The following is a 19,001-nucleotide window of genomic DNA, read 5'->3' as shown; positions in this document are numbered from 1 at the left end:
CGATCCGCACATGCGATCGCACCGCGCCGTTCTTCTGCGCCAGCCCCGACTGGTCCAGCAATGTCACCTGCCGGCCCGAAAGATGCGCGGCCATGCCGAGTATCGCCGAAACTGTCAGCACCCCGGTCCCGCCGATCCCGGCGATCAGGATGCCGGCGTCGCCATCCGCCGCGATGCCGGGTTCGGGCAGCGCGGCCCCGGCCAGCCGCGCCTCGATCAGCGAAATGTCGGTCCTTTCCCGGCGGCTGTCGCTGACGGTCACGAAGCTGGGGCAGAACCCGCCGAGACAGCTTTGGTCGCTGTTGCAGACCGACTGGTTGATCCGGCGCTTCAGCCCCTTCCAGGTCGGCAGCGGCTCGACCGCGACGCAGTTCGAGACCAGCGTGCAGTCGCCACAGCCTTCGCAGATATCGGCGTTGATGACGACCCGTTCGGCGGCGACGGGAGCCTTGCCGCGCTTGCGCCTGCGGCGCAGTTCCGTCGCGCAGGTCTGGTCGTAGACGATGGCGGTGATCCCCGGCACGTCGCGCAGTTCGCGGCTGATCCGGTCCAGATCGGCGCGGCGATGCAGTGGCACCCGGGCCGGCAGCCCCGTCGCCCGCGTTCGCGCCGGATCGTCCGAAACCAGCACGACCCGCCGCACCCCCTCGGCCAGAAGCTGCGCGGCGATGCCGCCCGGCGTCAGCGCGCCGTCATGCGGCTGCCCGCCGGTCATCGCGACGGCATCGTTGAACAGCACCTTGTAGGTGGCGTTGACCCCCGAGGCGATGGCGGCGCGGATGGCCAGAACGCCGGAATGGAAATAGGTGCCGTCGCCCATGTTCACGAAGACATGGTTTTCGTCGCAGAACGGCGACTGACCCTGCCAGACGACACCTTCCGCCCCCATCTGGGTAAAGCCGTCAGTGTCGCCGTCCGGCCCGGCGGCCATCGAATGACAGCCGATGCCGGCAAAGGCCCGGCTGCCCTTTGGCAGGCGGGTCGAGCCGTTATGCGGGCATCCGGCGCAGAAGAACGGCTTGCGGCGCGGCAGGGCCGGGGGGATGCCGGCGCCCTGCGGTCCGTCGGGCACCTCGCGGCCCAGAAAGCGGCCAAGCGCCGCCGCGACAAGCTGCGGATCCAGAACCCCGGTCGCGGGCAGGAGGGTATCGCCGCCACGGTCGCGCTTGCCCTCGACGACCGGCATCGCATCGGCCATCCGTTCCGACAGCAGCGCGCGAAGCTGGGTTTCGACGAAGGCGTCCTTTTCCTCGACCACCAGAATCCGTCGCAACCCGGCCGCAAAGCGCAGCGCGCCCTCTGGTTCCAGCGGCCAGACCAGCGCCGGGCGATAGATGCGGATGCCGGCCTCTTCCGGGGTCAGTCCAAGCGCGGCGAAGGCGGCGTTCAGGTCGATCCATGCCTTGCCGACCGCGACGATGCCGGTGGTCGCGCCCGGCGCCTCGACCGTCAGCCGGTCCAGCCCGGCGCGGGCGACAAGGCGCTGAACGGCGGTCAGTCGCGGCGCGATGCGCAGTTCGGCCCGTTGCGGCATCTCGGTGCCGCCGGCGTGCAGCACCGGATCGGCCGGCGGCGTTTCCAGCAGCGCGGCGGGAACGTCGCGATCCAGATCGACCGGGGCCGAGGTCTCCATCAGTTCCGTCTGGCATTTCAGCGCCATCCACGACCCCGATTGCCGGCTGATCTCGATGGCCGCCCGGCCCAGCAGACGCAACTCCTGCAGAGTGGACGGGTTCAGCACCGGCACATGCGCCGCCGACAGCATGACATCGCTTTGATGCACCACGGTCGAGGACGCGGCGGCATGATCGTCGCCGACCAGCAGCACCACCCCGCCCCGATGCGAGGCGCCATAGGCCGCGCCGTGGCGCACCGCGTCCATCGACCGGTCCAGCCCCGGTCCCTTGCCGTACCACAGCGCGAACACGCCGTCCTTGCGGCGGGTCGGGTTCTGCGCAAGCTGCTGCGTGCCCCAGCTCGCCGTGGCCGCCAGATCCTCGTTCACCGCCGGACGAAAACGGATGTCGTGCCCGGCGAATTCACCCTCAAGCCGCACCAGTTCGCGATCCAGCCCGGCCAGCGGCGATCCGCGATAACCCGAGACGTAACCGCCCGTACGCAACCCCCGGTCGCGGTCGGCGCGGGCCTGATCCAGCGCCAGACGCGCGAGGATCTGGACGCCGCCGAGAAAGACGCGGCCTGTCGGGCAGGACAGTCTTTCATCGACGCCAAGCGGTTGGTTCGGTGTCATGAGTTACCTGATAAAGAGAGACTGCGGCACCGACGGGAAGCTGCGGCGGGGGGCGATGACACGACGTCACAGACGGACTCGGCTATCCCGCGAAGCGCTTGCGCCGGAATCCGAAATGAGGCTCCATCACGAAGCCGGCGGCCCGAAGGGCCATGCCGCCTGTGATGATCGGTCTGCGCGTCGTCATCCGCCCGGTCCTCTGCTGCCATGGGAAAACTAGCGCAGGCGGCATCGCAGATCAAACCCGAATCCGTTCGCATACGACCATTTCCGTCACAGCACATGGGACAGGAAGGCCCGCGTCCGCTCCGAGCGCGGGTTCTGCAACATCTCGCGCGGATGGCCCGATTCCTCGACGACGCCGCCATCCATGAACACAAGCTGGTCGCCGACCTCGCGGGCAAAGCCGATCTCGTGGGTGACGACGATCATGGTGATGCCGCTTTGCGCCAGATCGCGCATCACCGACAGCACCTCGCCGACCAGTTCCGGGTCCAGCGCCGAGGTGGGCTCGTCGAACAGCAGCAGCTTTGGCTCCATCGCGAGGGCGCGGGCGATGGCCACGCGCTGTTGCTGGCCGCCCGACAGGGATGATGGGTACTGGGTTTCGACCTTGGGATCCAGACCGACCTTGGCCAGATAGTGGCGGGCGCGCTCGACGGCTTCGGCCCGACCCAGTTTGAGCACCTGGATGGGGGCCTCGATCACGTTGCCCAGCACATTCATGTGGGCCCACAGGTTGAAATGCTGGAATACCATCGCCAGCTTGGAGCGCAGCCGGCGCAGCTGATCCAGGTCGGCCGCGTGAGGTTCGCCGTGCTTGTCCTGGACGATCTTGAGCAGCTCGCCATTGAGCGAGACCGAACCCTGATTGGGTTTTTCCAGGAAATTGATGCAACGCAGGAAGGTCGATTTGCCCGAGCCGCTGGAGCCCAGGATGCAGATCACGTCACCTGCGTTGGCCGTCAGAGAGACCCCCTTGAGGACCTCGTTGTCACCATAGCGTTTGTAGATGTTGAGAACTTCGAGTTTGGACATGGCGGTCAGCGGTGGGTACCCAGGTAGGCCAGCGTACGGCGTTCGAACCGGCGGAAAAGCCAGATCAGTGTAAACGACAGACACAGGTAGAGCAGGGCGGCGAGCCCGTAGGCGGCAAAAGTCTGGTAGGTGGCGGAATTGGCGTCGCGGGCGATCTTGAGGATGTCCGGCACGGTGGCGGTGAAGGCCAGGGACGTGGCGTGCAGCATCAGGATGACCTCGTTGCTGTAGGCGGGCAATGCGCGCCGCAGGGCGGACGGCAGGATCACCCGGAGGTACATCGTGAAACGCGTCATGCCGTAGGCGCGTGCCGCCTCGATTTCGCCCGCGCTGGTGGCGCGGATGGCGCCGGCAAAGATTTCTGTCGTATAGGCGACGGTGTTCAGCGTCAGGGCCAGCACCAGACAATTGAAGCCGCTCTGGAAGAAAGCCGCCAGAAGCGGGGTCCCCTTGACGAATTCCAGGCTGTAGATGCCCGCGTAGATGAACAGGATCTGCACGTAGAGCGGCGTCCCCCGGAAAATGTAGCTGAATGTCCAGATCGGGATCGACAGCCAGCGGCGCGAAGACACGCGCGCCACGGCCAGGCCGATGGAAATGAAGAATCCGATCGACACCGACAGCACCAGCAGCCACAGGGTGATGGCCATGCCGGACAGGCGACCATTGCTGGTGTACAGATAGGCGCGCCAGAATTGGTCGAGCACGTCGATCATAGTTGTGCCTCGCGTACGCCCACGCTGTAGCGCCGATCCAGCCAGTACAGGACGCCGTTGGACAGGGTGGTCAGGATCAGGTAGATCAGGCCGGTCAGGCTGATGAACAGGAACACCCGGAAAGTCACGTTGCCGGCATCCTGGGCAACCTTGACCAGGTCCGTCAGGCCGATCAGGGAAACCAGGGCGGTGGATTTGAGCAGAACCTGCCAGTTGTTGCCGATGCCGGGCAGGGCATGGCGCATCATTTGCGGGAACAGGACGCGACGAAAGACCTGGAACTCGCGCATGCCATAGGCCGTGGCGGCTTCCATCTGGCCATGCGGGACCGCCATGAAAGCACCCCGGAACGTCTCGGCAAAGTAGGCGCCATAGATGAAGCCCAGGGTCAGCACGCCGGCGGCGAAGGGGTCGATATCGATCGGGTCGACCCCGATCAGGTCGGTCAGCTCGTTCAGGTAGATCTGCATGCTGAAAAAGATCAGCAGCATCAGCACCAGGTCCGGGACGCCGCGGATGAGCGTGGTGTAGGCCGTGGCGACCAGCCGGGCGCCCCATGATGCCGAGAGCTTGGCCCAGGCGCCCAGCAGGCCCAGGCCCACGGACACGGCCAGGGACAGCACTGCCAGTTTGATGGTGACCCAGGTTCCTGCCAGCAGAAGGGGACCGTAGCCGTCTAGAAACATGGGCGTGAAAGGGAAATGAGGGCGTCGGGCGCCTCGGCGCGCGCGCAGGCGACGAAGAGGCCTGGCCGGTGGGGACCGGCCAGGCCGCGTTCGACCGGAACCGCCGGGCCGCCTCCGTGGAGGCAGGACCCGGGCGCAGGGTCAGACGGCATGATGCGGGATTACTTGGCGGGGAATCGGATCAGGCCTTCAGCGAAGTATTTCTTCGCGTAGCCCTGAAGCGTACCGTCGGCCAGCATGGACTTGAGCGCCTTGTCCACGTCGGCCTTGAGGGGATTGCCCTTGCGGATGCCCATGGCGATGGGTTCGTTCAGGATCGGATCGTCGAGCATCATGGCGGCGAGCTCGTAGTTGGCGCCCTCGGGTTTGTTCAGGAAACCCTCAACCGCGCTCTGGGCCTCCTGGAAGGTGGCGTCCAGACGGCCTGCCGTGACGTCCACGTAGGCGTTCGTGTAGCTGGGGTAGGCGACGATCTCGACGCCCTTGGACGCCCAGTGCTTGCGCGCGTAGGTTTCCATCGTGGTGCCCTGCTGGACGCCGACGCGCTTGCCTTTCAGGGACTCGGCGGTGGGCTCCAGGCCGCTGCCCTTCTTGACCATCAGCTTGACCGGCACGATGTACATCGGCGTGGAGAAGTCGATGACTTTTTTCCGGGCCTCGGTGGCGGTCATGGTGGAATTAGCCAGATCGAACTTGCGAGCCTGCAGGCCGGGGATCAGGCTGTCGAAGGATTGATCGATCCACACGCAGGTGCGGTTCAGCCGCTTGCAGACCTCGTTGCCGATATCGATGTCGAAGCCCTCGAGCTGGCCGTTGGGATTGCGATATTCGAACGGCGGATAGCCGGCCTCGGTCGCGATCTTGAGTTCCTTGGTGTCGGCGGCGGAGCCGACGGCGGGGATCAGGCCAGCCGTGATCAGCAGCGCGGCGCCAAGCAGAGTGGTTTTCATCGAATCATTCTCCTGGGGAGTCGGACGGCGGGTAACGTCGGCCGACGGTAACAAGGCGTGATGTTAACCCACGTTTTTGCCGGTGAGCATCGAGCATTACCCCTATGTCCGGATGGCCGGTTCCGGAAGCGCCCCGGGGTCAGGTGGGCAGGGCGGGTTCGCTGCGCTGTTCGATCTGGGCTGCTTCCTGGATGAGGTGGATGACTTCGTCGAGGTCGTCGGTGACCCGCAGCAGGTCCAGATCGAAGGGGCCGATCATGCCGTGAGTCAGCAGCTGGTCGCGGATCCAGTCGATCAGGCCCGACCAGAAGGTCGTGCCTACCAGGATGATGGGGACGGGCGGTTGCTTCCTGGTCTGCACCAGGGTGATGGCCTCGAAGAGCTCGTCCAGTGTGCCGAACCCGCCGGGCAGGACGACGTACGCCAGGCTGTGCATGAAGAACGATGCCTTGCGTGAATTGAAATATTCGAAATGCAGGCTGTCGGTCTGGTAGGTATTGTCGGATTTTTCGTGCGGCAGGCGGATATTCAGTCCGACGCTGCGCCCTCCGGCCTCGAAGGCTCCCCGGTTGGCGGCTTCCATCAGCCCGGGGCCGCCACCGGCGATGACCGGCAGGCCGAGCTGGGCGATGCGCTGGCCCAGCTGCGTCCCCATGGTATAGAAAGGGTCTTCGCGAGAGGTGCGGGCGCTGCCGAACAGGCTCACCCCCATGCCGATTTTCTGGAAGGCCGCGGCCGCCGTGCGCATCTCTGCAATAATCGTGGGAATCTGTTCTTCAGCTGAAATTCGTTTCGTCTTATTGTTCGTCATGAAAAAAACCTTGTTGCTCGTGGATGGGTCCAGCTACCTGTACCGCGCCTATCATGCGATGCCGGACCTGCGCAATGCGCGCGGTGAACCCACCGGAGCCCTGTATGGCGTCATCTCCATGTTACGGAGGCTGTTGCTGGATTACAAGGACGTGGCGACCCACGGAGCGTGCGTGTTCGATGCGCCGGGCGGCTCGTTCCGGGAAATGATCTATCCCGATTACAAGGCCAACCGCCCGTCGATGCCCGATGAGTTGCGCGCCCAGATCGGGCCGATTCATCAGGCCGCCGCCGCGCTGGGCTGGACCGTGATCTCGGCGCCGGGCGTGGAGGCCGATGACATCATCGGCACACTGGCGCGCCAGGCGGGCGAAAGTGGCTTTTATACCATCATTTCCACGGGCGACAAGGATCTGGCCCAATTGGTCACCGACCGGGTGGAGCTGATCAACACCATGTCGGGCGAACGCCAGGACCCCGAGGGCGTGGTCCGCAAGTTCGGCGTGCCACCCGAGCGGATCGTCGATTACCTGATGCTGACCGGCGACGCCGTGGACAATGTGCCCGGCGTGGACAAGGTCGGCCCCAAGACCGCCGCCAGGTGGCTGAACGAGTACGGCGATATCGATACGCTGGTGGCCCGGGCCGCCGATGTTCGCGGGGTGGCCGGAGAAAACCTGCGCGCGGCGGTGCCGAATTTTCCCCTGACGCGGGAACTGCTGACCATCCGGCTGGACTGCGCGCTGGAATCGGACTGGGTGCCGTCCGCCCTGGACCTGCGGGCGCCTGATCATGAGGCGCTGGTCCAGCTGTACGAGACCCATGGCTTCCGGACCTGGCTGCGAGAGGAAACCGGCGACCCGGACCGGGTGCCCGACCAGGATGCCCGCGCCCCGCGCGAGACGCCGCCCGCGCCGGCGACTGTGCACTATGACACCATTCTCGACGAATCGGCGCTGGATGACTGGCTGACACGGTTGCGCGCCGCGCCCCTGGTGGCCCTGGATACGGAAACCACCAGCCTGGATCCCATGGCCGCCCGTCTGGTGGGACTGTCGTTCTCCATCGAGCCCGGCCGCGCCGCCTATGTGCCGGTGGGGCATCGCGCGCCGGGCACCCCTGATCAGCTGGATCGCGCCCTGGTGCTCGATCGCTTGCGTCCCTGGCTCGAGGATCCGGCCGCGCCCAAGCTGCTGCATCATGCCAAATACGACGCGCACGTTTTCGCCAATGAGGGGGTGGCGCTGCGCGGGGTGCGGCATGACACCATGCTGCAGGCCTATGTGCTGCAGTCCAATCGGCGTGTGAATCTCCAGGATCTGTGCATCCAGTGGCTGGGGCTGACGGGGACGACCTACGAGGATCTGTGCGGCAAGGGCGCGCGCCAGATCGGCTTTGACGAGGTCGCCCTGGACCAGGCCGCACACTATGCTGCCGAGGATGCGGATTTCACCCTGCGCCTGCATCAGGTGCTGTATCCGCAGGTTCAATCCGAGACCGGCCTGAACCGCATCTACGAACTGGAGATCCGTTCGTCCGACGTGCTGACCCGGATCGAGCGCAATGGCGTGGCCATCGATGCGCGGGTGCTGGCGACGCAGAGCCATGAGCTGGGCCGCCAGATGATCGAGCTGGAAGCGCAGGCCCATGCGCTCGCGGGCCAGCCCTTCAATCTGAATTCCCCCAAGCAGCTGGGCGAGATCCTGTTCCAGCGCATGCAGTTGCCTGTGCTGCGCAAGACGGCGGGCGGCGCGCCGTCCACCGACGAAGAGGTCCTGACCCGTCTGGCGGCCGACTATCCGTTGCCGCGCCTGCTGCTGGACTACCGCGGCATCGCCAAGCTGAAATCCACCTATACCGACAAGCTGCCGCGCATGATCGACCCGCGTACCGGTCGGGTGCATACCCGTTACGCCCAGGCTGCCGTGGTCACCGGGCGGCTGGCCTCGTCCGACCCGAACCTGCAGAACATCCCCGTGCGCACGGTCGAGGGCCGCCGTGTCCGGTCGGCGTTCGTGTCCAGTCTGGGGCGGATCGTGTCGGCCGATTATTCGCAGATTGAATTGCGCGTCATGGCGCATGTCTCGGGAGATGAAAATCTGCGCCGGGCCTTTGCCCAGGGGCTGGACATCCACCGTGCCACGGCAGCCGAGGTCTTCGGCCTGCCGCCCGATCAGGTCGATGCGGAACACCGCCGGGCAGCCAAGGCCATCAATTTTGGCCTGATCTACGGCATGGGTGAATTCGGTCTGGCGAGCAACCTGGGCATCACGCGGGTGGCGGCCAAGTCCTATATCGACCGTTACTTCATGCGCTACCCCGGCGTGGCCGACTACATGGACCGGATCCGGCGTCAGGCCCGCGAGCAGGGTTACGTGGAAACCGTATTCGGTCGCCGTCTGTATTTCCCGGAATTATCCGGCGCCAAGGGGCCGCGCGCCGCCGCGGCTGAGCGAGCCGCCATCAACGCACCCATGCAGGGGACAGCAGCCGACCTCATCAAGATGGCCATGGTGGCGGTTCAGGACTGGCTGGATGCCGAGGGCCTGCGCAGCCTGATGGTGATGCAGGTCCATGATGAACTGGTGTTCGACGTGACGGAGGATGAGGCCGCCATCCTGCGTGAACGGGTCCCGGCCCTGATGGCCGGGGTGGCCGAACTGGCGGTACCGCTGGTCGCCGAGGTCGGGGAAGGCCCCGACTGGGGGGCGGCGCACTGAGTCTTCGGGCGCCAGGTGCGACGCCTGGCGCCCGAAGGGTGGGTCAGGCGGTCTGGTTGCGCAGCGCCTCGATGCGTTTCTCGATGGGGGGGTGCGAGGCGAACAGGGCGCCGAGTCCCCCTCCGGTGATGCCCGAGGCGGCCAGCGACTTGGGCAGTTCGCCGGCCTCGACGCCGCCCAGGCGGGCGAGGGCGCGGATCATGGGCTCGCGCGCGCCCATCAGGTGGGCCGCGCCCGCGTCGGCGCGGAATTCCCGCTGACGGGAGAACCAGGCCACGATGATCGATGCGAGCACGCCGAAAAGGATCTCACAGACGAAGACGCTGGCGTAGTAGCCCAGACCGACCCCGCGTTCGTTTTTCAGCACGGCGCGGTCGATGAAATAGCCGACCAGGCGCGACAGGAAGATGACGAAGGTGTTGACCACCCCCTGGATCAGGGTGAGGGTCACCATGTCGCCATTGGCGACGTGGGAGACCTCATGGCCCAGTACGGCGGCGACTTCTTCCTCGGTCATGGAGGAGAGCAGGCCGGTGGAGACGGCAACCAGGGAGTCGTTGCGGAAGGCCCCGGTGGCAAAGGCGTTGGGCGGGCCTTCGTAGATGGCGACTTCGGGGCGGCCGATGCCGGCCCGGTCAGCCAGCTGGTGCACCGTCTGCACCAGCCAGGCCTCGCGCTGGTTCCGTGGCGCCTGGGGGTCGATGACCTGGGCGCCGGTGCTGGATTTTGCCATCCATTTGCTCATCAGCAGCGAAATGAACGAACCCGTGAAACCCAGCACCGCCGAGAACACCAGCAGCGCGGTGGGATCGATGCCGTTGGCCGTCAGGTAGCGGCCGACCCCCAGCAGGTTCATGGTGACGCTGAGCACCAGCATGACCGCCATGTTGGTCACGAGGAACAGAATGATTCGTTTCATGTGAGGCAGAGCTCCGCAAGAGGGGACATTGGTGGGCAAAGTGTATAGTATCGGCTTCCGGTTCGTATCCCTGTCTTTGGTGACGCATGCAGTCTTTGTGGATGTTGCTGGCCTGCGCCATGTTCGCCATGATGGGGGCCTTTGTAAAGGTCTCCGCCGGTCTTGGCGCCTCGCTGCCGGAAATCGTCCTGTTTCGTGGCATTCCTTCCGTCTTGCTGCTGTTTTTCTGGGCGCATTCCACGCACCGGACGATCCGGCCGTCCAGCTGGCGCCCGCATATCTGGCGCAATCTCAGCGGCATCACGTCCATGTGGCTGGGCTTTTACGCGCTGGCCCATCTGGCCCTGCCCACAGCCATCAGCCTGAACTACACCGCACCCCTGTTCATCGCGGGCTGGATGCTGTTTTTCGGCGGGGCTCAACGTGATCCGGTGCGCGTGCTGGCCGTGCTGGCCGGTTTCCTGGGCGTGCTGGGCGTGCTGCGCCCCAGCATCCAGCATGACCAGTGGCTGGCGGCCCTGATGGGCCTGGGGGCGGGTGGTCTGGCGGCGGTGTCCATGATGCAGATTCGCCAGCTGGGCCGGCTCGGCGAGCCCGAATGGCGCACGGTGCTGCTCTTTTCGCTGGGCGTCTGTCTCAGCGGGCTGGCCGGGATTGCGCTGCAGGGCTGGCGCACGAGCGATCCCCTGACCCTGCTGGCCCTGGGCGGGCTGGGCCTGGCGGGGCTGGTCGGCCAGTTGGCCATGACCCGGGCGTTCGGCTTGGGGTCTACCCTGTTGACGGCTGCGTTGCAGTACATGACCATCATATTTGCCACGCTGATCGGTGTCCTGTTCTGGGGCGACCGGCCCATGCCGCTGGCCTGGGCCGGGATTGTGCTGATCATCGGCTCCGGCCTGCTGTCGGTGTGGCGCACATATACCGAGGCCCGCGCCCTGCAGGGGGACGATGGGGCGGCGGCGCCCGAAGACGCAAGCATTCCCACCAAGGAGGTAACCCCGTCATGACCACATTGCTGATTCAGCCCGAGGCCCTGCGCGATCGCCTGGCCCGGCCGGGGTGTCTGGTGTTCGATGTGCGCCACGATCTGGCGGATCATCAGGCGGGGCGGCGTGCTTACGAGTCGGGGCATGTGCCCGGCGCCCTGTATCTGGATCATGAAACTCAGCTGAGCGCCCTCAAGACCGGCCGCAACGGCCGCCACCCTTTGCCGGATCGCGCCGACTTTGCCGCGCTGATGCGGGCCCAGGGGCTGACGGTCCGCTCTGATGTGGTGATCTACGATGCCGGCAACGCGATGTTCGCGGCGCATTTATGGTGGATGTTGCGTTGGCTGGGGCATGAATCCGTCGCGGTCCTGGACGGGGGCTGGGCCGCCTGGCAGGCCATCGGCGGCGCGGTCGAGGCCGGCGCCTGTGCGCCGTCCCTGAGCGAAGCCCAGGCGATCCAGGGGCTGGTGCTTTCGGGCAAGCCGTCCATGCCCGTCGTGGATGTCCGCGCCATTCTGGCCAATCTGAACGAGCCGCGATTCACGGTGCTGGATGCGCGCGCGCCGGAGCGCTTCAGCGGCGCGGTTGAACCCATGGATGCGGTGGGCGGCCATATCCCGGGAGCGCTGAACCGGCCGTTTGCCCTCAATCTGGGACCGGGCGGGCGTTTCAAGCCGGCGGGCGAACTGCGGGCCGAATTCGAATCCCTGCTGGGCGACCGGCTGGACCACGGCATCGTGCATCAGTGTGGCTCGGGCATCACGGCCTGCCATAATCTGTTCGCCATGGAACTGGCCGGCCTGCGTGGTTCCGCGCTGTATCCGGGATCCTGGAGCGAATGGTCCGCCGACGCCTCCCGACCGGTCGAGCGCGGCTGAGTCTGCGGGCCTTCCCTCCTCGTGCCTTGCAAGGCACTCGGATTCGTCTGGCTTATGGCCGCCCGCAGGGGGGCGTCATCCGTCCCGACTCATCCATCATGCGGCGGTACCAGGCATGGAAATGTGCCATGCCGTCTTCCAGGGGGCTCTGGTAGGGACCGCATTCGCTCTGGCCGCGCGCCATCAGGGCGCGGCGTCCGGCATCCATGCGTTCGCCGATCTCGTCGTCCTCGATCGCGGTCTCAAGATAGGCGGCACGCTGCGCCTCGATGAATTCGCGTTCGAAGGCGACGATTTCCTCGGGATAGTAGAACTCGATCACATTGACGGTTTCCTGGGGGCTGACGGGGTGCAGCGTGGAGAGCACCAGGACATGGGGATAGATCTCGATCATGTGGGTCGGGAAATACGTCACCCAGACTGCGCCGAAATCGGGGGCTGTGCCTGAGCGGTACTGCAGCAGGCGGTCGTGCCACTGGCGATAGACCTCGGTGCCCGGCTGGCCCAGGGCCTGGTGCACACCGACCCGCTGCATGCTGTGAAATTCGCCGAATTCCCATTCCAGGTCATCGCAGGTGACGAAGCTGCCCAGGCCCGGATGGAAGGGGCCGACGTGATAGTCCTCCAGGTAGACCTCGATGAAGGTCTTCCAGTTGTAGTGACAGGGATGGACTTCCACATGGTCCAGTACATAGTCGGAAAAGTCGAATTCCGGCCGCTGGAATAGATCCCCGATGTCGCGCATGGGATCGCGCGCGCCCTCGAACAGCAGGCCGTGGCAAGAGCGCAGCGGAAATTCCTGCAGCCGCAGATCGGGCTTTTCGGAAAACAGCGGGGCGTTCAGAAGCCGCCCCTGGGGGTCGTAGCTCCATTGATGGATGGGACACAGGATGCGACCGCCCGTACGGCACAGATTGCCTGCTGCGCAGTCGGTGTCGCGTCCAGTCTGGCTGCCCAGCATCAGGGCCTGGCGATGGCGGCAGACGTTGGACAGCAGGCGTACGTCGGCCTGATCGCGCAGCAGGACGCGTCCTCCGCCTTCGTGGGCCAAGGTGCGCCAGTCGCCGGAATCCGGCACCATTTTTTCGTGACCCACGTAACGCGCGCTGCGTTCGAAAATATGGCTGCGTTCACGCGCCAGGATGTCCGGATCAAAATAATGGTGGACGGGGAGCTGGCTGGCCAGATCCGTGCCGGAAGGGATATAAGGGTTGGTCATTGGTTCCCCCCGCAAGAATGAAACCGTCCGGCGCGCCGTCTGGCCGCCCCGGCGCGAAGCCCGGTCCGGGACAGGGGAAAAAATTGTACCTTACCTCGAAATGCGCAGGGGCGGGATGGTTTCATGGACCCTCGGGGTTCCCGTACAATTCAGTCTGGAATGCTCAGATGAAACCCATGATCAACGATCAAACTCCGTTGCCGGACAGTGCGCTCCGGTCCGATGATCCATTGCCTCGGGACTTCGAGACGGCGCTGGCCGAGCTCGAGCGTCTGGCAGGCCGGATGAACGAGGGCGACCTGGGCCTGGACGAATCGATTGCGCTGTATCAGCGGGGCGTGGCGCTTGCGCAGGTCTGCCAGCAACGTCTGGAAGCCGCCGAGCAGCAGGTTCAGGTTCTCCAGGGGCAGTTGCTCCAGCCTTTCGGCGAAGCCGGTTCGCGGGATGTGACATGACCCTTGCGACGGAGGATTTCGAGACCTGGCTGCGTGACCGGGTGGCGCACAGCGCGACCGTGCTCGACGAATTGCTGCCGTCCGTTCAGGACGATCCGGCCCGCCTGCACGAGGCGATGCGATACGCCGTTCTCGGGCCGGGCAAGCGGGTGCGGGCGGCGCTGGTCTATGCGGCCGGCGAGGTCAACCGCGTTTCCGGGACTGCCGCGGCCCAGGGGCTGGCGCTGGATGCGGCCGCCGCCGCCGTGGAACTGATCCACGCCTATTCGCTGATTCATGACGATCTGCCCTGCATGGATGATGACGATCTGCGGCGTGGCCGGCCCACGGTGCATCGTCATTTCGACGACGAGGCGCTGGCGATGCTGGCTGGAGACGCCTTGCAGCCCCTGGCGTTCGACTGCCTGGCGCAGATGCCCATTGCGCCGGCGCTGATCGTCCAGGCGGTCCAGCTGCTGGCCAGGGCGGCGGGCAGCGATGGCATGGTGGGCGGCCAGGCCATCGATTGCGCCAGTGTCGGCCTCGAATTGCCGGTCGAGGCGTTGCAGCACATGCACCGCATGAAAACCGGCGCTCTGCTCGAGGCCAGCGTATTGCTGGGCGGTGTGGTTGCCGGCGCCAGCAGCACGGCCCGTGCTGGTCTGGAATCCTATGCTTCGGCCATGGGCCTGGCTTTTCAGGTCGTGGATGACATCCTGGACGTGACCGCCGATTCGGCCACGCTGGGCAAGACCGCCGGCAAGGACGTCGCTCAGGGCAAACCGACCTACGTATCCATCATGGGGCTGGAAGGCTCGCGCGAACTGCTCGCCAGCCTGCGCGAACAGGCATATGCCGCGCTGTTGCCGCTGGGGCCGTCGGCCAGCCGCTTGCGTGAACTGGCCGACTACATCATCGGCCGGTCCCATTAGATTCAAGGCATCATGACTAGACAACTGGAAGACATCCAATCGCCTGCGGACCTGCGCCGGCTGGATCGTCAGCATCTCAAGGATCTGGCCGCCGAGTTGCGGGCGTTCGTGCTGGACTCCGTGTCGCGCACTGGCGGGCACCTGTCCTCCAACCTGGGGACGGTCGAGCTGACCCTGGCGCTCCACTATGCGTTCAATACGCCCGATGACCGGCTGGTCTGGGATGTCGGCCATCAATCCTATCCGCACAAGATCCTGACCGGGCGCCGCGAAGCCATGGCCGGCTTGCGCCAGCAGGGCGGAATCTCCGGTTTTCCGAAACGCGCCGAATCGCCCTATGACGCTTTCGGGACAGCGCATTCCTCGACCTCGATTTCCGCCGCGCTCGGCATGGCGGTGGCTTCGCGCAACGCCGGTGTCGAGCGCCAGCATATCGCCGTGATCGGCGATGGCGCCATGACGGCCGGCATGGCGTTCGAGGCCTTGAACAATGCCGGCGTGACGCCAGACGTGAACCTGCTGGTCGTGCTCAACGACAACGACATGTCGATTTCGCCGCCGGTGGGGGCGCTCAACTATTATTTTGCCCGCCTGCTGTCGGGCCAGTTCTACGCCCACGCCAAGCATATGGGGCGGGCCGTGCTGCAGCACGTGCCGCCGGTGCTGGCGCTGGCGCGCAAGCTCGAGGGCCATGCCAAGGGCATGCTGTCGCCGGCCACGCTGTTCGAAGAGCTGGGTTTCAACTACATGGGGCCGATCGATGGCCACGACCTGGACGTCCTGATTCCCACGCTGGAAAACCTGCGCCGGCTCGGCGGCCTGCAGTTTCTGCATGTCGTGACGCGCAAGGGCCAGGGTTACAAGCTGGCCGAGGCCGACCCGGTTCTGTACCATGGCCCGGGAAAATTCGATCCCTCGGTCGGCATTCAGAAATCCGCCGCTCCCGCGCGCCGGACCTTCACCCAGGTCTTCGGTACCTGGCTTTGCGACATGGCTGAGGCCGACACGCGGTTGGTCGGCATCACCCCGGCCATGCGCGAAGGCAGCGGCCTGGTCGAGTTCGAGCGCCGTTTTCCACAGCGCTATTTCGACGTCGGCATCGCCGAGCAGCATGCGGTGACCTTTGCCGCCGGACTGGCCTGCGAGGGCTGCAAGCCCGTGGTGGCCATCTATTCCACCTTCTTGCAGCGCGGCTACGACCAGCTGATTCATGATGTGGCGTTGCAGGATCTGGACGTGACCTTCGCGCTGGATCGGGCCGGCATCGTGGGCGCCGATGGGGCCACCCATGCCGGGAACTACGATATTGCCTATTTGCGCTGCATTCCGAACCTGGTGATCGCCACGCCCTCGGATGAGCACGAAGCCCGGTTGCTGCTCAACACCTGTTTCCTCCACGAGGGGCCGGCCTCGATCCGTTACCCGCGCGGCGCCGGTTGCGGTGCCGAGCCGGGGGACAGCCTCGATCCAGTCGAAATCGGCCGCGCCGTGGTGCGTCGCGAGGGCAGGGAGGTGGCGCTGCTGGTGTTCGGCACCTTGTTGCCCGAGGCCGAGCGCGCAGCCCGGGCGCTGGGCGCTACACTGGTGGACATGCGCTTCGTCAAGCCGCTCGACGAGGCGCTGTTGCGGCATCTGGCCGAGTCGCATGACCTGTTCGTCACCCTCGAGGAGGGGGCTGTCATGGGCGGCGCGGGCAGCGCTGTCGCGGAGTGGCTGAGCCGGGAGGCGATCGTCCGTCCGATCCTGCAACTTGGCTTGCCGGATGAATTCATCGACCATGGCGACCAGAAGGTCGTCCTCGCAGGCCTCGGCCTGGATGCCGGGGGCATCGAGGCGTCGATACGCCAGCGTTTGAAAAGGAATGCTTCATGAACACCTTGCTGGATCCGGTTGCCATGACGATGCCGGACGTGCAAAGCGGACCGGATACGCGCCGGATTGCCATCCAGCGGGTCGGCGTACGTGGCGTGCGCCACCCGCTGCTGGTGGTGACTGGTGCGGGTCAGTCTCAGGCGACCGTGGCCGACTGGGAAATGACCGTGGCGTTGCCCGCCGACGAAAAAGGCACGCACATGTCGCGTTTCATTTCTCTGCTGGAGTCGCGCCGTACCGAGCCGATGACGCCCGCGGCGCTGTGCGCCATGGCGCAGTCCATGCTGGACCTGTTGCAGGCCGACGTCGGTGATGTGACCGCCCGTTTTCCTTATTTCATCGAAAAACCTGCGCCCGTGTCCGGCGTGCGCAGCCTGATGGACTATCAGGTCCGCTGGTCCGTCCGTGCGCGCCGGGGGACGGCGCCGCGGTTTTCCCTGTTCGTCCAGGTCCCGGTGACCAGCCTGTGTCCTTGCTCGAAGGCGATTTCCGAGTACGGCGCGCACAATCAGCGCTCGCACGTCTCCGTGGACCTGGAATACGACGCGGTCCAGGCCGTGGACCTGGATGCCCTGATCCGGGGCGTGGAGTCGCAGGCCTCGTGCGAATTGTGGGGGCTGCTCAAGCGCGCCGACGAGAAATTCGTCACCGAACGCGCTTATGAGAACCCGAAATTCGTCGAAGACCTGGTGCGCGACGTGGCCGTGATGTTGCAGCATTTGCCGGGGGTCGCCTCCTATCAGGTCACGGCAGAGAATTTCGAGTCCATCCACAATCATTCCGCCTACGCGGTGGTGCGCAGCCATTAGAACGCCGGCGCGTCAACCCGTCCCGGGATGGCGCGCCCGCGCTTGGCTCGGTTCGGGGCCGGCCCCGACCGCAGGCGCAGGCGCAGGCCGGCCATGACAGTTTTCCTGTTTCAGGGGCGGCTATGCTAGAATGCTTGGTTACTTGCTCGACCGTGCTTGTGGCAAGCCGTTCTTTTGGCTTGTCCGTGGCTCTCCGGATGGAGGGGCACATCGTGCCGGCGGGCTGTCTGTCAACACCGCAGATATCCATAAGGAGTCTTCTATGCGCCACTACGAAGTAGTGTTCATTGTGCATCCCGATCAAAGCGAGCAGGTGCCCGCCATGATCGAACGCTATCAGTCCATGGTCACCAGCAATGGCGGCCAGATCCATCGTGTCGAGGATTGGGGCCGCCGCCAGCTGGCCTATCCCATCCAGAAACTCGTCAAGGCCCACTATGTGTGCTTTAACATCGAGTGCGGCCAGGCCGCGCTGGACGAGATGGAACACTCGTTCCGGTACAACGACGCGATCCTGCGCCACCTGTTCGTCAAGACCAAGCATGCTCACACCGAACCTTCCATCATGATGAAGTCGGTCGAGCGCGAGGAAGCCCGCAAGGCGACCGCCACCGAGTCCACGAATTCCTGATCAGGGGCTTGCGTATTCCGTGAACCGGGTCGAAATCGCAGCGTGCGTGGTCGAGGCCGAGCCGTTGCGTCACACACCGGCGGGAACACCGGTGCTGCGGCTCCGGATGGCACACGAATCCGAGGTGATCGAGGCTGGCGCTCCCCGCAAGGTCTGCATGGAACTGCAGGCCGTGGCACTGGGGGATGTGGCCCGGGAACTGGCCGGAACGCCGATCGGCGGACGGGTCCAGGCAATCGGATTCTTGGCACCCCTCCGTCAAGGTTCGGACCGGCTGGTGTTACACATCCAGCGGATCGCGCAGGCACACTGAAATGAACATGCCGGGTGTGGCCCGGCCAATGAACATGCCGGGCATACCGGCCACAGAGAAAGGCAACCATCATGGCTTATTTCAAAAAATCCAAGGAAAAGCGCAAGTTCGGGCAACAGAATCCGCTGTTCAAGCGCCGCAAGTTCTGCCGCTTTACCGTCGCCAAGGTCGAAGAGATCGATTACAAGGATCTGGACACCCTGCGCGATTTCATCCAGGAAAACGGCAAGATCATTCCGGCCCGTCTGACCGGTACCAAGGCGCACTACCAGCGTCAGCTGGATACTGCCATCAAGCGCGCGCGTTTCCTGGCCCTGTTGCCGTACACCGACAACCACAACTGATCCGAGGTCTCCCGTCATGCAAGTCATTCTGCTTGAAAAAGTCGTCAATCTCGGTAATCTGGGCGATGTGGTCCGCGTTCGCGACGGCTATGCCCGCAACTACCTGATTCCCCAGAAAATCGCCCGTCGCGCGACAGAAACCGCCCTCAAGGAATTCGAGGCCCGCCGCGCCGAGCTCGAAAAGCACCAGGCCGAAAAGCTGGCCGCGGCCCAGGCCGTCGGCGAAAAGCTGTCGGGCTATGTCCTGACCATCAACCAGAAGGCCGGTGTCGATGGCCGTCTGTTCGGTTCGGTCACCAACATGGATGTGGCGGCTGCTTTGCAGGCCGCCGGGTTTGCCGATGTGCACAAGGCGCAGGTCCGCATGCCGGACGGTGCCATCAAGACCGTGGGCGAGTTCCCGCTGCAGGTTGCGCTGCACGCCGACGTGGTGGCCGATATTTCGGTCACCGTGCAAGGCGAAATGGCCTGATGCACTGCATCGCCGTGC

General features: G+C 65.2%; 19 protein-coding genes. 11 read left to right on the top strand and 8 right to left on the bottom strand.

The features are described from left to right. The 6 genes from ACK5JE_RS01835 to ACK5JE_RS01810 form a co-directional block, all read right to left on the bottom strand. The coding region (locus tag ACK5JE_RS01835) for an indolepyruvate ferredoxin oxidoreductase family protein (protein ID WP_416800010.1) at window positions 1–2,251 on the bottom strand (2,251 nt) is incomplete at its 3' end. A 273-nt stretch (window positions 2,252–2,524) separates the two neighbouring features. Continuing rightward, window positions 2,525–3,289, bottom strand: a complete 765-nt coding sequence (locus ACK5JE_RS01830; protein WP_416800009.1) for an ABC transporter ATP-binding protein — start codon at window positions 3,287–3,289, stop codon at window positions 2,525–2,527. Between the two features lie 5 nt (window positions 3,290–3,294). Next, window positions 3,295–4,005, bottom strand: a complete 711-nt coding sequence (locus tag ACK5JE_RS01825; protein ID WP_416800008.1) for an ABC transporter permease — start codon at window positions 4,003–4,005, stop codon at window positions 3,295–3,297. Then, complete coding sequence (locus tag ACK5JE_RS01820; RefSeq protein WP_416800007.1) at window positions 4,002–4,691, bottom strand: ABC transporter permease; 690 nt, start codon at window positions 4,689–4,691, stop codon at window positions 4,002–4,004. The genes ACK5JE_RS01825 and ACK5JE_RS01820 overlap by 4 nt, the downstream gene beginning before the upstream one ends. A gap of 161 nt (window positions 4,692–4,852) precedes the next feature. Continuing rightward, window positions 4,853–5,641, bottom strand: coding sequence for a transporter substrate-binding domain-containing protein (locus ACK5JE_RS01815; RefSeq protein WP_416800006.1), 789 nt, complete (start codon window positions 5,639–5,641; stop codon window positions 4,853–4,855). A 139-nt stretch (window positions 5,642–5,780) separates the two neighbouring features. Then, window positions 5,781–6,452: a TIGR00730 family Rossman fold protein gene (locus ACK5JE_RS01810; protein WP_416800005.1), complete on the bottom strand. Its 672-nt coding sequence runs from the start codon at window positions 6,450–6,452 to the stop codon at window positions 5,781–5,783. On the opposite strand from ACK5JE_RS01810, the gene polA reads away from it, so the two are divergent. Next, window positions 6,451–9,171 carry a DNA polymerase I gene (polA, locus tag ACK5JE_RS01805; RefSeq protein WP_416800004.1) on the top strand — a complete coding sequence of 907 codons (2,721 nt, stop codon included), beginning with the start codon at window positions 6,451–6,453 and terminating at the stop codon, window positions 9,169–9,171. The genes ACK5JE_RS01810 and polA overlap by 2 nt on opposite strands. Before the next feature lie 43 nt (window positions 9,172–9,214). Here polA and htpX read toward each other — a convergent pair whose 3' ends face one another. Further along, window positions 9,215–10,090, bottom strand: a complete 876-nt coding sequence (gene htpX / locus ACK5JE_RS01800; protein ID WP_416800003.1) for a protease HtpX — start codon at window positions 10,088–10,090, stop codon at window positions 9,215–9,217. Between the two features lie 86 nt (window positions 10,091–10,176). Between htpX and ACK5JE_RS01795 the strand changes: the two genes are divergently transcribed. Continuing rightward, window positions 10,177–11,097 (top strand): DMT family transporter, encoded by a 921-nt coding sequence (locus ACK5JE_RS01795; RefSeq protein ID WP_416800002.1) that lies wholly within the window; start codon window positions 10,177–10,179, stop codon window positions 11,095–11,097. Continuing rightward, entirely contained in the window at window positions 11,094–11,957 is an 864-nt protein-coding gene (locus ACK5JE_RS01790; protein ID WP_416800001.1) for a sulfurtransferase, read from the top strand. Before ACK5JE_RS01795 ends, ACK5JE_RS01790 begins: the two co-directional genes overlap by 4 nt. 52 nt (window positions 11,958–12,009) lie before the next feature. Here ACK5JE_RS01790 and ACK5JE_RS01785 read toward each other — a convergent pair whose 3' ends face one another. Continuing rightward, window positions 12,010–13,176 carry an aromatic ring-hydroxylating oxygenase subunit alpha gene (locus tag ACK5JE_RS01785; RefSeq protein ID WP_416800000.1) on the bottom strand — a complete coding sequence of 389 codons (1,167 nt, stop codon included), beginning with the start codon at window positions 13,174–13,176 and terminating at the stop codon, window positions 12,010–12,012. A gap of 176 nt (window positions 13,177–13,352) precedes the next feature. On the opposite strand from ACK5JE_RS01785, the gene xseB reads away from it, so the two are divergent. From xseB to rplI, 8 genes are all read left to right on the top strand, one after another. Continuing rightward, window positions 13,353–13,631 carry an exodeoxyribonuclease VII small subunit gene (xseB, locus tag ACK5JE_RS01780; protein WP_416799999.1) on the top strand — a complete coding sequence of 93 codons (279 nt, stop codon included), beginning with the start codon at window positions 13,353–13,355 and terminating at the stop codon, window positions 13,629–13,631. Next, window positions 13,628–14,542 carry a polyprenyl synthetase family protein gene (locus ACK5JE_RS01775; RefSeq protein WP_416799998.1) on the top strand — a complete coding sequence of 305 codons (915 nt, stop codon included), beginning with the start codon at window positions 13,628–13,630 and terminating at the stop codon, window positions 14,540–14,542. Before xseB ends, ACK5JE_RS01775 begins: the two co-directional genes overlap by 4 nt. A gap of 12 nt (window positions 14,543–14,554) precedes the next feature. After that, window positions 14,555–16,414, top strand: coding sequence for a 1-deoxy-D-xylulose-5-phosphate synthase (gene dxs / locus ACK5JE_RS01770; RefSeq protein ID WP_416799997.1), 1,860 nt, complete (start codon window positions 14,555–14,557; stop codon window positions 16,412–16,414). Continuing rightward, window positions 16,411–17,223, top strand: a complete 813-nt coding sequence (gene folE2, locus ACK5JE_RS01765) for a GTP cyclohydrolase FolE2 (RefSeq protein ID WP_416799996.1) — start codon at window positions 16,411–16,413, stop codon at window positions 17,221–17,223. The genes dxs and folE2 overlap by 4 nt, the downstream gene beginning before the upstream one ends. 262 nt (window positions 17,224–17,485) lie before the next feature. Further along, a complete protein-coding gene (gene rpsF / locus ACK5JE_RS01760) occupies window positions 17,486–17,854 on the top strand; it encodes a 30S ribosomal protein S6 (protein ID WP_416799995.1) in 369 nt (122 codons plus the stop codon). A gap of 19 nt (window positions 17,855–17,873) precedes the next feature. Next, window positions 17,874–18,167: a primosomal replication protein N gene (priB, locus tag ACK5JE_RS01755; RefSeq protein WP_416799994.1), complete on the top strand. Its 294-nt coding sequence runs from the start codon at window positions 17,874–17,876 to the stop codon at window positions 18,165–18,167. Window positions 18,168–18,238: 71 nt separating this feature from the next. Next, complete coding sequence (gene rpsR / locus ACK5JE_RS01750; protein WP_066456389.1) at window positions 18,239–18,511, top strand: 30S ribosomal protein S18; 273 nt, start codon at window positions 18,239–18,241, stop codon at window positions 18,509–18,511. A gap of 16 nt (window positions 18,512–18,527) precedes the next feature. Then, complete coding sequence (gene rplI, locus ACK5JE_RS01745; protein ID WP_416799993.1) at window positions 18,528–18,983, top strand: 50S ribosomal protein L9; 456 nt, start codon at window positions 18,528–18,530, stop codon at window positions 18,981–18,983. Window positions 18,984–19,001: the final 18 nt, after the last annotated feature.

Source organism: Castellaniella sp. (assembly GCF_047971665.1).
Classification (GTDB): domain Bacteria; phylum Pseudomonadota; class Gammaproteobacteria; order Burkholderiales; family Burkholderiaceae_B; genus Castellaniella.
Note: the sequence above shows the minus strand (reverse complement) of the source record. Positions and strands in the feature narration are given on the sequence as shown.